The following is a 16574-nucleotide window of genomic DNA, read 5'->3' as shown; positions in this document are numbered from 1 at the left end:
TGCAAGTGCTGACCCCATCATTCAAATGCTACATGACTATCCTCCAATCGCATATTAAACCGAAAAGTAGGGATAAATAGAATCTCTATAACCGATTAGGAGTAAAAAGAAACGGTGTAAAGTTGCCAAAAAAAAATAATTTGCGTAACTTTGCACCATTATTATTTCATGCCGCATGGAACAACTCCTACACTATGTCTGGAAGCACCGTTTGCTGCCTGCCAGACCACTTGCCACCACCGACGGACGACCGATAGAGGTGATAGACCCTGGTCTTCATAATCGCAACAGCGGTCCCGATTTCTTCAATGCCAAGGTAAAAATCGGTCAGACGCTATGGGTGGGCAATGTAGAAATCCACGACAAATCGAGCGATTGGTTTCTGCATGGTCATGACCATGATGCTGCCTACGACAATGTAGTACTTCATGTAGCTGGCATCATCGACTGCGATGTGACCAATACATTGGGCCATTTCATACCACAAATGCAGATCGATGTGCCTCAACAAGTCATCGACAACTATGAGGAGTTGCTACGTACCGACCAATATCCGCCGTGCTACCGCATCATTCCTCAATTGGCTCCCATCACCATCCATGCTTGGATGGCTGCTTTGCAAACCGAGCGGTTGGAGCAAAAAACGGAGGCTATAGCTGAACGCGCACGTAGATTGGATGGTTCGTGGGAAGACGCTTACTTCATGACCTTGGCCCGCAACTATGGTTTCGGCATCAACGGAGACAGTTTCGAAGAGTGGGCAGCACACATTCCCCTATCGGCTGTGGGACATCATCGCGATGATCAGTTTCAAGTGGAAGCCATTTTCATGGGACAAGCAGGATTACTAACACCCGAATCCATTCCACAGCGCTACCGCGACGAAGCCGTTGCTGACCCATACTTTCAGCGCCTTAGTAAGGAATATACATACCTTGCCCATAAATTCTCACTCCAACCGATGGACCACCACCGCTGGCGTTTCCTACGACTGAGACCTCAGAATTTCCCCTATATCCGTTTGTCACAACTGGCATGTCTCTATCATGAGCGTAAAACAAGTCTCTCGCAACTGACCGATTGCAAAACTATGGCAGAGTTGCAGAATATGATGGGCACCCACGTATCCGACTACTGGAAGACTCACTACACTTTCGGACAGGAGAGCGAAAGCAACACTAAACATCTGTCGCCATTCTCTATCAACCTATTGCTCATCAACACTTGCATACCGATGCTCTTTGCTTACGGTCGTCACACTGCCAAAGAGGAATATTGCGACAGGGCTTTCGACCTGTTGGAACAGCTCCGCGCCGAGAGCAACCATATCATCCGCATGTGGAGCGAATGCGGTCTGAAGGTGAAAACGGCCGGCGATTCGCAAGCACTTATCCAACTAAAAAAAGAATACTGCGACCGAAAAGACTGTCTGCGCTGCCGCATTGGCTATGAATACCTTCGCCGACCAGGAGACAAAACACAGCAGCCCCATGAACAGATAAATAGCAAATCATAAATACATGAGTAAATATATCTTTGAAGCGCACATGGAAGTGCGCGACTACGAATGCGACATCGAAGGCATTGTCAACAATGCCAACTATCTGCACTATGCCGAACATACCCGCCATCTGTTTCTGAAATCACGAAACCTGAGTTTTGCAGAAATGCATGAGCGTGGAATAGATGCCGTGGTTGCACGTATGAATCTGCAATACAAGACACCACTTCGCTGCGATGACGAATTTATTTCACGACTGTGGGTAGAGAAAGAAGGTGTCAAATACATATTCCATCAAGACATCTTCCGTGCTTCCGACGAGGCATTATGTTTCCGCGGAATCATCACACTGGTATGTCTGATAGATGGAAAACTCGCTAACAGCCAGGATTACGACCGGGCTTTATTATCATGACGATGAACGAAGATATCCGCTATACCATTGCCTTAAGTCGCATACTGGTGCTCTATCCTGCCGTTGCACAATTGCTCTACCGCGAATTTGGATCGGCCCAAGCGGTATATGAAAACCGCAACAGACTGACTGAAACCGTACCCGATTGTTCACAAAGATTGATCGAACTGCTACAAGACTGGTCAGAGCCACTACTGCGTGCCGATGAGGAGATACGTTACATGACGGAAAACAATATCGAAGCTATCCCCTTCGGTAGCGACAACTATCCCACACGACTGCACGAATGTGCCGATGCACCACTTCTACTCTACTATCGTGGCAACGCCAACCTCAATGCGCGACGCGTGATAAGCATCGTGGGAACACGCCATTGTACGGTTTATGGCAACGATTTGATTCGCCGGTTTGTGGCAGACCTAAAGACAAAATGCCCTGATACACTTATCGTCAGCGGTCTGGCATACGGTGTGGATGTGTGCGCTCATAAGTACTCCCTTGACAACGGGATACCTACCGTTGGAGTCCTTGCTCATGGACTCGACACGCTCTACCCATCTGCCCATCGTGGCATTGCCCAGCAAATGACCGAACAAGGCGGTCTGCTGACAGAATATATGTCGATGACACGTCCTGAAAAAATGAATTTCGTGAAACGCAACCGCATTGTGGCTGGCATAAGCGACACCACTATCGTAGTAGAAAGTGCATCACATGGCGGCAGTCTCATTACTGCCGACATTGCTCAAAACTATGGTCGCGAGGTGTTTGCATTCCCTGGTCCGGTAGGAGCGGAATATAGCAAAGGATGCAACCAACTCATCCGCAACAATGGCGCAACCCTCATCACTTCTGCCGATGATTTCATTTCATCAATGGGATGGACTACCGACAGTTTGCGTCCGCAAGCCGTAGAGCGCCAGCTCTTCCCTGATCTTACCATCGAAGAACAGGCTGTTGTTGATGCTTTAAGCAAAACCAACGACCTACAGCTCAATATGATAACAACCGTCACCAACATCCCTATCGGCCAAGTCACCGCCCTACTCTTCAGCTTGGAAATGAAAGGAGTAGTACGTCCTATGGCTGGTGGCACCTATCATCTACTGAGCTGATACTCCGACAACCATCATACAACAATCAAGAATGACAAAAATAGGAAATATAGAATTGGGCGAACGCCCGGTGTTTCTGGCACCAATGGAAGACGTGACCGATATCGGTTTCCGTCTGCTCTGCAAGCGGTTTGGTGCATCAATGGTATATACAGAGTTTGTATCTGCCGAAGCTTTGGTGCGCGATATCAAATCGACGGTACAAAAACTAACGATTGCAGACGAGGAACGTCCCGTTGGCATACAGATATACGGCCGCGACATTGATGCTATGGTCGATGCTGCAAAGATTGTAGAACAAGCTGGTCCAGATCTGATTGACCTCAACTTCGGTTGTCCTGTCAAGAAGGTTGCAGGAAAAGGCGCAGGTGCTGGCATGTTGCAGAATATCGACAAATTGCTCGACGTCACTCGTAAGGTTGTCGATGCAGTAAATCTGCCTGTCACGGTAAAGACCCGTTTGGGTTGGAACAACGACAATCTCGTCATCACCACACTCGCCGAACAGTTGCAAGACTGTGGCATAAAGGCACTAACCATCCATGGCCGCACTCGTGCGCAGATGTACACAGGCGATGCCGACTGGACACTGATAGGAGAAGTGAAGCGCAATCCCCGCATCCACATCCCCATCATAGGTAATGGCGATATCAAATCGCTCGACGATGCCGACCGCGCTTTCGACCAATATGGTGTTGATGCGGTGATGATTGGCCGTGCCACATTTGGTTGCCCTTGGATATTCAGTCGTAAGGAACTAACGCTTGATGAGAAGATTGACGTATTGGAAGAACAATTGCGCATCAATGTTGAGCGCATCGACGAGCGCCGTGGCATTCTCCACACCCGTCGTCACTTAGCAGCATCGCCTGTATTCAAAGGTATTCCAGACTTCCGCCAGACGCGCATTGCCATGTTGCGTGCAGAGAAGATGGACGAGGTGATGCAGATACTGGAACAATGTCGTGAGCGATTGCGCCAATAGAGTTGTTCATCAAAACAATTATCGCATATAACTTTAAAAGGGGTGGAAGCCACATGGCATCCACCCCTTATCAGTATTTGCTGTAGTAATAGAGATTACTTCAGTTTCTTGTAACCATAAACTGAACGGCCACCGAGCTGCTCCTCGATACGGATGAGCTGGTTGTATTTAGCCATGCGGTCGGTACGTGAGAGCGAACCAGTCTTGATCTGACCACTGTTGGTAGCAACAGCGATGTCAGCGATGGTGGTGTCCTCTGTTTCACCTGAACGGTGAGAAGTAACGGTGGTATAGCCGTGACGGTGAGCCATTTCGATAGCGTCGAGAGTCTCGGTGAGTGAACCAATCTGGTTAACCTTGATCAGGATAGAGTTGGCAGCACCCATCTTGATTCCCTTCTCCAGGAACTTCACGTTGGTTACGAACAAGTCATCACCAACGAGCTGGCAACGGTCACCGATGCGCTGTGTGAGTTTAACCCAGTTGTCCCAGTCGTTCTCATCGAGTCCGTCCTCGATAGAGTCGATAGGATATTTGGTAATCAGCTGCTCGAGGTAAGCAATCTGCTCCTCAGCGCTGAGCTTCTTACCATTAGGATCTTTCTTCTTACCATTCTTCAGCTGACGGTAATCGTAGAACCACTCACCATTCTCCTGAACAGCAAATTCAGAAGCAGCGCAGTCCATTGCGATCTTCACGTCCTTTCCTGGCTCGTAGCCAGCAGCCTTGATAGCTTCCATGATGGTGTCGAGTGCATCCTCGATGCCGTCAAAGTTAGGAGCGAAACCACCCTCATCACCAACAGCAGTAGAGAGGCCACGAGCCTTCAACAGCTTAGCAAGATTGTGGAAAACCTCAGCACCCATGCGGATGCCTTCCTTTTCGTTGGCAGCGCCAACAGGGCGGATCATGAACTCCTGGAATGCGATAGGAGCGTCAGAGTGAGCACCACCGTTAACGATGTTCATCATAGGAACAGGCAGAACGTAGGTGTTAGTACCGCCGATATAGCGATAGAGGGGAATCTGCAGATAGTTGGCAGCAGCGTGAGCAACGGCCAGTGATACACCGAGGATAGCGTTAGCACCGAGGTTTTTCTTAGTAGGAGTACCGTCGAGTTCCAGCATCTTGGCGTCGATAGCGCGCTGATCCAGAACGCTCATACCTTCGATAGCGGGAGCAATCTTGGTGTTTACGTTCTCTACGGCTTTCTGAACGCCCTTGCCCAGATAGCGGCCTTTGTCGCCATCACGGAGCTCAAGTGCCTCGTTTTCACCGGTAGAAGCACCAGAAGGAACGCTGGCACGACCCATGTCGCCAGTTTCCAGAGTTACTTCAACCTCTACAGTAGGATTACCACGTGAATCCAGAATCTCTCTTGCGTGAATGTTTTCAATAATCATAATAATCTATTATTTTAATGAATGATTGTAAATTTCCGTGCGCAAAGTTACCAAATTTATCTCAAAACTCCATACTCCTGTGGCATTTTTATCGGTGTTTAACCTTTATTTATTTTATATAAGGTGTAGTTTGTCATGCCGAAATGGCAAAACAAAGTGCATCGGTTGGTTGGTAACAGGATGTCGGAACCATATTTCGGCAGCATGGAGCATGAGTCGGTCGGTGTCATCGGGATGGATTCGGGACGTTGTTGGGTTGGTATGTCCATATAGTTCATCGCCTTGAATGGGGCGCCCCAGCCCATCGGGGTGTGCACAATGTACCCGCAACTGATGGGTGCGTCCGGTATGTGGAGTGAGCGAAACTGTATTGGAGTCGATAAATTCATAGTCGGTGACTGCCGTTTTTCCGTGTTCCATATCAACCATTTGCAGCGGTCGATTTGTCATATCGGGCCGCATAGGCAGTCGGATGGTGCCTTTCGCTGGGCAGAGAATCTGTCCAGCTGCAGGTGGTTCGAGCAGAGCAACATAGCGTTTGCGCACCTCATGATGCAGGAATTGGTCTTGAAGGTCGCGATATGCATCGAGTGTCTTTGCCACGATGAGCAGTCCTGAGGTACCCATGTCCAATCGATGTGCCACATAACTGCCGGGATAGCGTTCTCGCATGACGGTCTCCACACTATAGGTTTCGTTGCGACCAGGCACACTCAGCACTCCCGAAGGCTTATCGACCACCAGCAGGCTATCGTCTTCATAGACAATGGCAATGGGCTTTCGTGGATGTGACAATGTATCGGGATCTGGATCCACGTTAAGTCCTTTCAGCATCCATGACAGTACTGGTTTGCATTTTCCACTACACGCTGGATAGTATTGTAAGTGGTGCCGTATCTCTTGGCGAGGCGATTGTCCCCACCAGAATTCTGCCATACACCGTGGTTGAAGTCCGTGTTGATAAGCATACTGTAGGAGTTTGGGGGCACAACAGTCACCCGTACCGCCTGGAGGCAACGGAAATTTTCTTACCACACGGTCGCGATAGTAACCTTGCCAAATATCGACCAACTGACTACTTTGCCCTTCTGCATTGAGCATGCGATACTGGTCGAACAGCCAGCGTTGTAGTTTTTGCGACCGTTGCTTGCGTGATTCGCGGTCTGTCTCTGCTGTCATGGCTGAGATGGCGCGCTCCTCCTGTTTGAAATATCCATCTGGTTGTTGGGCATCGAATACTGGCGGCACGAAATAATCCCAGTCGTTACGACCGGCAAGGAGTCCACTATAAGCAGCCAGAAACACCAGTTGTCCCTGCTGCTCACACACCAATACACCAAACATCTTGCCGCGGTCGGCATCGTCTTGCAGTTCTTTATGGCTGGCAATATAGGTTTGCACCTCTGTTGCAGCTTGTCGGCAGAGCGGATGTGGCTCGTATCCGAAGGGATAGGTGAACCGTTCGGGTGGCTTTTCGTCGGAATATAGAGGATGTAGCGTCATTGCTTTTTTGTTTTCTGATGCAAAGATACAACTTTTTTGCCAAATTCCTTTTGCATTTCGCTCGCTTAATCGTACCTTTGATACTATGCATCCAAGGTAGGCTGCACCTCGAAAATGAAAATAAAAACATTTTTTTCTTTTGCATTTCGCTCGGTTTGCACTACCTTTGCAAACGCTACATTAAAAACAAACTAAAACTACTAAAACATTAAGCTTATGAAACATTTTCTACACATGTTTCTCTGTTTGCTGTGCACACATACCGCTCATGCGCAACAAATAGACTTCAATCAACCCAACGACAATCCTTCACAGTATCTGGAGGAAGGTTATGAAGCATGGGGAATCCCTACGCAACAGCAACCAGCTACCAAGACATTCGGTGGCGTTACATTTACCGTAGAAATAGAAGGCGATGTCAAGGGAAAGACCCTCTATACCGTAAGATGGAAAGACGGACGCCAACATTCCAAGCTCATCTGCGATGGTGTGATGGTCAAGGGACTTGACGAACAGGGCAACAGACCCGAACTCACCACCGGACGGGTAGGCATCAAGGTGCATATAGCCGGACTGCCCAATGGCAACCACACCTTGCTGGCCTATCACAACAATACGGATGGAGGCGATTTCGTAGCTCCTCCCATCAGTATCGATGTTGATGGAGTGACCAAAGTGACGGGCATACAACAGACCCGTCGTGCTACTTCGCTCTCTGAGTCTGCCAAATCGAGCGTAGAATTTACCGTCACAGATCAACGACCTGTCACCATCACCTATTATACAGTACCTGTAGAGGGCACGACCTACACTACCACATCGCTCGAACTCAACTCGCTTGAAGTGGGCGGTGACACTTTCATGGCACTCGACCCTACCCCTGCCAACAACGACCGCCATGCGGCATGGGAGGATGGTAAGGCTTCGCTGTCGTGGAAAGCTCCCGACGGTACCGCCAAGCACCACTTGGTATTCGGCACCGACTCCATGGCAGTTGTCAATGCCACAACCTACGACTATGAAGGAACAGCAGCCTCATGGCAGACCGGTCAGCTATCGCCATTGACCAGATACTTCTGGCGCATGGACGAAGAGGATGCCCAAGGCAAGATACACCATGGCACGGTATGGTCGTTTCAACCGCGCCGCAAGGCATTTCCTGATGCCGAAGGCTATGGTCAATATGCTGTTGGTGGACGCGGAGGCATAGTCTATCATGTCACTTCACTCGATGACGATGCCACCAATCCCCAACCCGGAACTTTCCGCTATGGTATCACTCAGGTGAAAGGGCCACGCACCATCTTGTTTGATGTGGCAGGTGTAATCCACCTGAAAGCCCGTCTGACCTGTTCTGAGAAATATGTTACCGTGGCGGGACAAACCGCGCCAGGCAACGGTATCTTGTTCCGTGGTGCACCATTCGGCATGCAGAGCGACGGTATCACCCGTTTCATCCGTCTCTACCGTGGCCATATCATTGATGCCAAAGATGCACAGATCGGTATCGACGGAATGGGTATGGCGGGCAACGACCATGCCATCATGGACCATTGCTCCATTTCTTGGACCATCGACGAGGGTTTCTCAAGCCGTAATGCCAAGGCCATCACGCTGCAACGCACTATCATCAGCGAGGCGCTCAACTGTGCCAACCATCCCAACTACGGCACGGGAACACAACACGGCTATGCCGCTACCATCGGAAGCGGACAGATGGGAGGACTGCCCGGATCGTTCCACCACAATCTTTTGGCACATAACGAAGGACGCAACTGGAGTATCTCTGGCGGACTCGATGGCACCGGCAACTATGATGGTCATCATGATGTGTTCAACAATGTGGTTTATAACTGGGGCAGCCGTGCTACCGACGGTGGTTCCCACGAAATCAATTTCGTCAACAACTACTATAAGATGGGACCTGCCACAACCATGAGAAAACTCTTCCGCCATCAGTTTGAAGGAACGGGCAGCGGCACACAGGCTGCTTATGTCAAAGGCAATATTCGCGAAGAACCATCAGGATCAAAAGTCAACGATAAGGAAGGCGACACCTATATATATGAACTCTCCAACGGTCAAGTGCTCAACTGGGAACCCTGGGCCACTAAGCCTTTCTTTGAAAGCTATGCCGAAATCGAAACGGCAGAGAGTGCCTACAAGAGTGTGTTGAGCGATGTGGGTTGCAATATGCCTACTCTTAACAAGCACGATGCACGTATCATCGACGAAACGCGCAACGGATCTACATCGACCACCGGTAGCAAAACGGGCAAAAAAGGCCTCATCGACCATGAGGAAGACAGCGAGGGTTTCGATGCCGCCAAACTTGGAATCACCACCGAGACACGTCCTACAGGATTCGATACCGATATGGATGGCATCCCCGACTGGTTTGAAGAAATTGCAGGAACAGATAAAAATGTTGCCAACAACAATGACGATCGAGATGGAGACCACTACACCGACTTGGAAGAATACCTTGATTGGATGGCACATCCAAACTTCATCGTGAAGGTTGGCGATACCAAGAGCATCGACCTCAAACCCTATTTCGCAGGCTATCCTTCGTTTACGGCTACCATTGCCAATAGCGTCAGCGGTGCCACCATCGAAGACAACAACCTCAACATGGTCACTACGGTCAAGGGATTCTATACCGTTCGCGTCAAAGTGAGCGACGGTTCCGACTCGATGGTACGTCAGTTCAACTTTGCCGTGACCGACGGTACAACAGGTATCGAACATGTGAAGACCGACGAAGAACAGACCGACGGTCCTATTTACGACCTTCAGGGCCGTCGCATACAGCGTCCGTCAAAGGGCATCTATATACAGAACGGACAGAAGCGACTGGCTCGTTAACTCGAAAAACAAATCCCGATTAGGGAATAAATCACATAGCAGGGTGCAGAGATACACAAAAAAAGTGTAACTTTGCACCCACTATGGTTTCTACGACATCGCCTGTTCAGGCACTCACCCAACAACGATTGCTACTCCAGATGGAGTATCAAGCCGAGAAAGAAGCCTTCCGCAAACAGACCGAAGAGATGGGAATGATGCGGAAGGTAAAGCGTGGCGATGCTTGGTATCCGTTGCAAATCACCAAGAGCTACTATAATTCGCTCAACCAACTGGCTGTGGAGGTGATGCGCACTACCGATACCGACATCGAGCACAACTTCGAATTTGGCAAACCCATCATATTTTTCTCCTGCGATAGTATGTCGCAAAAGGACGCCCGAATCAAGTATTTGTCGTTTACGGCTATGGTGAGCTATGTGGATGGCGACCGCATGGTGTGCGTCATTCCCAACGATGGCTATCTGCTGACACTTCAGCGCACCGACCATCTGGGTGTGCAATTATCGTTTGATGAGACCAGTTACCGATTGATGCTCGATGCACTCGACCGCGCCATACGTGCCAAAGGACGTCTGGCTTACCTTCGCGACCTCTTTTATTCGCGCAAAGAACCTGAAGTGCTGACGTTCGCACCCATGCATTTTCCCTATCTCAACACCACGCAGGAGGCGGCGGTCAACTTAGTGTTGCGTGCCAAGGATGTGGCTATAGTCCATGGTCCGCCAGGAACAGGAAAGACCACAACGCTCGTAGAGGCTATCCACGAGACTCTTATGCGCGAGAGCCAGGTGTTGGTATGCGCACAAAGTAACATGGCTGTTGACTGGATTTCGGAGAAATTGGCAGACCGTGGCATCCCCGTACTGCGGTTGGGCAACCCCACACGTGTTACCGACAAGATGCTGTCTTTTACTTACGAGCGGCGCTTTGAGGGGCATCCCGACTATCCACAACTATGGGCCATCCGCAAAGCCATACGTGATTTGCGTGCTCACCGAAAGCGCGGCGATGAGAAATACCACCAGAAAATGGAGAGTCTGAAAGGGCGTGCCACCGAATTGGAGATACGCATCAACCAAGAACTCTTCGACGATGCACGAGTGATTGCCTGCACTTTGGTAGGAGCCGGCCACCGACTGTTGGACGGCAGAAAGTTCAGCAGCCTCTTTATCGACGAGGCAGCACAGGCATTGGAAGCTGCCTGTTGGATTCCCATGCGCCGTGTGGGCCGAGTCATCCTTGCCGGCGACCACTGCCAACTGCCGCCCACGGTGAAGAGCATTGCTGCTCTCAAGGCTGGTTTGGGCCGCACATTGATGGAGCATCTGGTAGAGACAAAACCCTCGGCAGTCAGTCTATTGCAGACGCAATACCGCATGAACGAAGACATCATGCGCTTCTCTTCCGACTATTTCTATGATGGTAAGGTGGAGAGTGCTCCCGATGTGAAGTATCGTGGAATACTCGATTTGGACATTCCCATCGAGTGGATTGACACCAGCGGAGAGGAGATGCATGAGGAGTTTGTTGGCGATTCGTTCGGTCGTATTAATAAAAAGGAGGGAACGCTGACGCTCGAAACCCTTCAACATTACTTCGAGCGCATCGGCAAAGAGCGTCTGCTCGACGAGCGCATCAATGTGGGCATCATCTCGCCCTATAGAGCACAGGTGCAATACCTGCGCCGGTTGGTGAGCCGCAGCGAATACTTCAAGCCCTTCCGAAGGCTTATCAGCGTCAATACGGTAGATGGATTTCAAGGGCAGGAACGTGACATCATCGTCATCTCGCTGGTGCGTTCCAATCAAGAGGGACAGATCGGATTTCTCCGTGACCTACGCCGCATGAACGTTGCCATTACTCGTGCACGTATGAAACTCATCATCTTGGGCGATGTGCCTACCATGACACGACATCCTTTCTATAAGCAGCTGTGGGACTATATACAACGGTTGAAGAGGAAAGAATAGAGAGAAAAACGAGTTTTCACTTTGCTCTTCACTCACTTAATCATACCTTTGCGACGGTGTCGCCAAGGTACTAACGTTCGGAAATGCAAAAGAAAAACGAGTTTTCCTTTTGCTTTTCGCTCACTTAATCGTACCTTTGCGACGGTGTCGCCAAGGTACTAACGTTCGGAAATGCAAAAGAAAAACGAGTTTTCCTTTTGCTTTTCGCTCACTTAATCGTACCTTTGTACCCAAAACCGAAAAAACAATTAAAATGAAGAAGTATATGATGATGGCCATGGCTGTACTGGCAATGGCCTCTTGTAGCGAGAAGAAATTCCATGTAGAAGGCACCATTGCCAATGCTAAAGACTCTGTGCTCTACCTCGAAAACGTGGGCATTGAGGAAATCAACGTAGTGGATTCTGTAAAACTGGACGGCGAAGGCAACTTCAATTTTGCTTGTGCACAAAACGATGCACCCGAATTTTACCGTCTGCGCATTGCAGACCAGATCATCAATGTAAGTATCGATTCTACCGAAACTGTGACCATTAAGACCCAATATCCACAAATGGCTACACAGTATGAAGTAAGCGGTTCAGAAAACTGTGAGAAGATTAAGGAACTTGCCCTTAAGCAAATCGACCTGCAACAGCGGGTCATGGCTATCCAGCGCGACCCAGCTCTGACCATCGACCAAAGCAACGACAGCATCTTACGCATCATCAACGACTATAAGAATGATGTAAAGATGAACTATATTCTCAAAGAGCCCAACCGCTCTTATGCATATTTTGCACTGTTCCAGACCTTGGGCAACATGCTGCTGTTTAACCCTCGCAGCAACAAAGATGACATCAAAGTGTTTGCAGCGGTAGCTACCAGTTGGGATACCTACCATCCAGGAGCTGAGCGCGGAACCAACCTGCACAACATTGCCATCGAGGGCATGAAGAATATGCGCATCAACGAGGCAGACCGTGCCAATACCATCGATGCCAGCAAGGTATCGACCACGGGACTTATCGATATTGCACTGACCGACAACCATGGTAAGGTGTGCCGTCTGAGCGACCTCAAGGGCAAGGTGGTGATGCTCGATTTCCATGTCTTTGGCACAGAAAACTCACCCAAGCGCATCCTGCTCTTGCGTGAACTCTATAACAAATACCATGCACAGGGCTTTGAGATTTACCAGGTAGCACTCGATCCCGATGAGCATTTCTGGAAGCAGCAAACCGCCGCACTGCCATGGATTAGCGTGCGCGACCCACAAGGTCTCGACTCACAGTCGCTTATCGTTTACAACGTACAAGGGCTTCCAGAATACTTCCTCATCGATCGTACCAACACCTTGCGCAAGCGCAGTCAGCAAGTACGTGACATCGAGGCTGAGATTAAGGCACTGCTGTAACAGTCTGGCAGACCGTCAGAACCATCAAGAAACAAGCATCGCACAGACCACCAAGTCTATGCGATGCTTATTTTTTGATGAATCCTATTACAGACTATTGTACTATAATGCGTGATGGATGAATGTTGCGGCTGATGCCCTTAATACTTTTGCGGAACTTAGAAACTCTGCAACCAACGGCGCAACTCCATCATCAATTCAAGATGATAGGGGAAGGACTGGAGGATGCCGAAACCATGTCCACCAGTGGGATAGATATGCATCGAGGCAGAAACACCTGCCTGACAGAGTTCCTCGTAATAGCTGACAGCATTGATGGGCGAAACCGCTTTATCATCGTTGGCTAATGCTATGAAGGCAGGAGGTGTGGCATGGGTCACGTGCTGCTCGTTGCAATAGTCGTTGATGAGTTTGCGCTTGGGATTCTTACCCAACAGATTATCGCGCGAACCCTGATGGGTGACACCTGTCTCCATAGAGATGACGGGATACATCAATATCTGGAAATTGGGCGCTGCATCGCCCTTAGAATGGGTGGCAATGGTCGAAGCGAGGTGACCGCCTGCTGAGAATCCCATGATGCCCACTTGCTGCGGGTCGATATCCCAACTCTTTGCGTTGCGACGCACGGTGCGCATGGCCTCTTCAGCATCTTCGGCAGGCACTTTCCATACGCAATGGGGCATGCGATACTTCAACACAATGACGGCAATGCCCATACTGTTGAAGAAGGGTGCCCATGCAGTCCCCTCTTTTTCAAATGCCAGATGAGTGTAGCCACCGCCTGGACAGATGACAATGGCGCGTCCTGTAGATTGGCTCTTCTTAGGCAGAAAGATGCTTATCTTCGCCATGTCATTGGGGTCGCCATTATTGGTTTGTGGTCCCTGGGGCCACAGATTCAACTCCATGCCTTGCTGGGCATAAGCCGAAGCAGACACAAACAATAAGATTAAAAAAAGTAGTTTCTTCATAATAAAATGATATTTTTAGGTGCAAAGATACATATTATTATTGAAAAGTCTGTATCTTTGCACTACCAAAACGACAAATCATTACGACTATGAATAAAAGATTTCTTTCATTAATGGTGCTCGCCGGACTGACCATCGGAGCACAGGCAAAAGTAAAATTGTCGCATCTTGTAGGCGATAACATGATTATTCAGCAACAGAGTGACGTACGCCTTTGGGGATGGGCAAAGCCCAAGAGCAAGGTAGTGGCTACCACTTCGTGGAGCAATGAGCGTAGCGAAGCTGTTGCAGGCAAGGACGGTAAATGGTTGCTGACCGTTAAATCGCCCAAAGCCAGCTATACCCCACTGAGCATTAGCTTTGACGACGGTGATGGAAAGGTTACTGTCAATAATGTATTGGCAGGCGAGGTATGGGTCTGCGCAGGCCAGTCTAACATGGAAATGCCTATCAAAGGATTCGGCAATTGCCCTGTGGAAGGCTACAACCAAGTAGTACTCGAAGCCAATAAGCATAAAGGTATTCACTATGTCAAAGTGCCCAGCATCATGAGCACAAAGCCTCTCGACGATGCCAACTGCGAATGGAAAGAGGCCAATGCAGACAATGTTAGCGAAGCATCAGCCACCGGTTACTTCTTCGCCAAGACTGTCAACGAGGCTATCGACGTTCCCGTTGGACTCATCATGGCAAACAAAGGAGGCAGCCGCGTAGAGAGTTGGCTCGACCGAGACTATCTGATCAAGAATACCAAAGAGGATTTAGACTCCACACACATGGTGAATAAATTCAAATGGGACTTTCTCTATCCACTTCTTTGGGGCAACGGCACCTTCAACCCAATACTCAACAGCACCGTGAAGGGCATCCTCTTCTATCAAGGCTGCTCTAACGTGGGCGACCCAGACGGTCAATACACCCAGCGACTGGCTGACCTTGTGGCTCAATGGCGCCGCGATTTCAAGCAGGGCGACATTCCCTTCTACTTCGTACAAATAGCTCCTTATCATAACGGCGACATCAACGGCGACGCTGGACCAAGATTGCGCGAACAGCAGTTCAATGCTGCCAAGGTCATCCCCAACAGTGGTATCGTATGCACCGAAGACCTCGTTTACCCCTACGAGGTAGAGCAAATCCATCCTGCACAAAAGCGTCAGGTGGGCGAACGACTTGCCTATCAAGCGCTCAACAAGACCTACGGCATGAAATCTATCATCTGTGAGAGCATGACTTTCAAGGAGATGAAGATCGACGGCGATAAGGTTTTGGTACATTTCGACAACGAATACGGAGCCTACAGCCGTTTCGAAGGCATCGAAGGCTTTGAGGTAGCTGGTGCCGACCGCGTGTTCCACAAGGCTACCGCACGCCACACATGGGTTGATGCACCAGGCCCTTGGAACGAAGCCATCGTAGTATCAAGTCCTGAAGTGAAGGAGCCTGTGGCTGTACGCTACTGCTTCCGCAACTTCCAATTGGGCAATCTGGCCAATGCGGGAGGCCTGCCCCTGTTCCCATTCCGCACAGACAACTGGTAATATGAAACATCCTCTTGATATGTTTGCTTACTGCCCAATATGTGGCAGTAAGCAATTTGTTACTAACAATTTTAAGAGCAAGCGATGCAAAGACTGTGGCTTCACCTATTATGCCAATGTTTGCGCTGCAACAGCAGCATTCATTGTCAACGATCGCGGCGAGATACTCGTGGTGCGCAGAGGTAAAGAACCCGCCAAAGGCACACTCGATTTGCCCGGCGGCTTTGTCGATATGGACGAAACCGTAGAGGAGGGAATGCGTCGCGAGATACAGGAAGAGACGGGCATCCATGCCACAAAGATGGAATATCTCTTTTCCTTCCCCAACCAATATCTATACAGCGGCATCACCGTACATACCATCGATATGGACTTTCTGGTACGTGTTCCTGCCGAAACGCGTGCCCGTGCAGCCGACGATGCTGCCGAATGTATGTGGATTCCCATACGCCATCTCCACCCAAAAGAGTTCGGACTGACCAGCATACGCCGTGCAGTGGAACGCTTTCTGGAAGTGGCACGCATCGAATAGGCCACACTTCCGTATGCACAAGTCGTTAGTCGGCAATGTTTTACACATTGCTCGTCACCGCTTCAAATATCACTTGGAACAGCAAAACAAATTGATTTGCTGACCAAAGTAAATTGATTTGCTGAGGAAAACAATTTGTTTTGCTGAGCAAATCAATTTATTTTGCTATCATATCCCCTATTCATTATATGTCTAACCAACGTCAATAACCTACCGAAAAAACATCCATAGCACTTCTAAATGACTTAATACAGATTTACTTTACACCGTTTTAACAATTAAAAAACAGTGTAAATGATGAAAAAGGAACGTAGAGCAGCTCGTCATTTTGACGATCAATTCCGTTTGAGTGTATTAAAGGATTATTA

Annotated in this window: 12 protein-coding genes; 9 read left to right on the top strand and 3 right to left on the bottom strand. The window is 49.3% G+C overall.

Features of this window, described 5'->3' with window-relative positions; translation table 11 throughout:
• Positions 1-175: 175 nt before the first annotated feature.
• The 4 genes from CIK93_RS09325 to dusB are packed head-to-tail and all read left to right on the top strand — an operon-like array spanning position 176 to position 4016.
• Entirely contained in the window at positions 176-1516 is a 1341-nt protein-coding gene (locus CIK93_RS09325) for a DUF2851 family protein (RefSeq protein ID WP_094447180.1), read from the top strand.
• Between the two features lie 4 nt (positions 1517-1520).
• Positions 1521-1916 (top strand): thioesterase family protein, encoded by a 396-nt coding sequence (locus CIK93_RS09320; protein ID WP_094447179.1) that lies wholly within the window; start codon positions 1521-1523, stop codon positions 1914-1916.
• Complete coding sequence (dprA, locus tag CIK93_RS09315; RefSeq protein ID WP_094447178.1) at positions 1913-3031, top strand: DNA-processing protein DprA; 1119 nt, start codon at positions 1913-1915, stop codon at positions 3029-3031. Before CIK93_RS09320 ends, dprA begins: the two co-directional genes overlap by 4 nt.
• 31 nt (positions 3032-3062) lie before the next feature.
• Positions 3063-4016, top strand: a complete 954-nt coding sequence (dusB, locus tag CIK93_RS09310) for a tRNA dihydrouridine synthase DusB (protein WP_094447177.1) — start codon at positions 3063-3065, stop codon at positions 4014-4016.
• A 95-nt stretch (positions 4017-4111) separates the two neighbouring features.
• On the opposite strand, the gene eno is transcribed toward dusB, so the two are convergent.
• Entirely contained in the window at positions 4112-5419 is a 1308-nt protein-coding gene (gene eno, locus CIK93_RS09305; protein ID WP_094391502.1) for a phosphopyruvate hydratase, read from the bottom strand.
• A 114-nt stretch (positions 5420-5533) separates the two neighbouring features.
• Complete coding sequence (locus CIK93_RS09300; RefSeq protein WP_094447176.1) at positions 5534-6922, bottom strand: RluA family pseudouridine synthase; 1389 nt, start codon at positions 6920-6922, stop codon at positions 5534-5536.
• A gap of 216 nt (positions 6923-7138) precedes the next feature.
• Here CIK93_RS09300 and CIK93_RS09295 point away from each other — a divergent pair, with 216 nt between their 5' ends.
• The 3 genes from CIK93_RS09295 to CIK93_RS09285 all read left to right on the top strand — a co-directional run bounded on the left by CIK93_RS09295 (position 7139) and on the right by CIK93_RS09285 (position 13159).
• On the top strand, positions 7139-9790 hold the full coding sequence (locus CIK93_RS09295) for a hypothetical protein (protein WP_094447175.1): 2652 nt from the start codon (positions 7139-7141) through the stop codon (positions 9788-9790).
• A gap of 83 nt (positions 9791-9873) precedes the next feature.
• The gene (locus CIK93_RS09290; RefSeq protein ID WP_094391505.1) at positions 9874-11763 is read left to right on the top strand and encodes an AAA domain-containing protein; all 1890 of its coding nucleotides are present in this window, start codon (positions 9874-9876) and stop codon (positions 11761-11763) included.
• 253 nt (positions 11764-12016) lie between these two features.
• On the top strand, positions 12017-13159 hold the full coding sequence (locus CIK93_RS09285) for a TlpA disulfide reductase family protein (protein ID WP_094447174.1): 1143 nt from the start codon (positions 12017-12019) through the stop codon (positions 13157-13159).
• Between the two features lie 158 nt (positions 13160-13317).
• Here CIK93_RS09285 and CIK93_RS09280 read toward each other — a convergent pair whose 3' ends face one another.
• Positions 13318-14133, bottom strand: a complete 816-nt coding sequence (locus CIK93_RS09280) for an alpha/beta hydrolase (protein WP_094434774.1) — start codon at positions 14131-14133, stop codon at positions 13318-13320.
• Between the two features lie 89 nt (positions 14134-14222).
• Between CIK93_RS09280 and CIK93_RS09275 the strand changes: the two genes are divergently transcribed.
• Both CIK93_RS09275 and CIK93_RS09270 read left to right on the top strand, forming a co-directional pair.
• A complete protein-coding gene (locus tag CIK93_RS09275) occupies positions 14223-15674 on the top strand; it encodes a sialate O-acetylesterase (protein WP_094447173.1) in 1452 nt (483 codons plus the stop codon).
• 1 nt (position 15675) lies between these two features.
• Entirely contained in the window at positions 15676-16206 is a 531-nt protein-coding gene (locus CIK93_RS09270) for an NUDIX domain-containing protein (RefSeq protein WP_094391509.1), read from the top strand.
• Positions 16207-16574 lie beyond the last annotated feature (368 nt).

It is taken from the genome of Prevotella sp. P3-92, from assembly GCF_002251205.1.
Classification (GTDB): domain Bacteria; phylum Bacteroidota; class Bacteroidia; order Bacteroidales; family Bacteroidaceae; genus Prevotella.
Note: the sequence above shows the minus strand (reverse complement) of the source record. Positions and strands in the feature narration are given on the sequence as shown.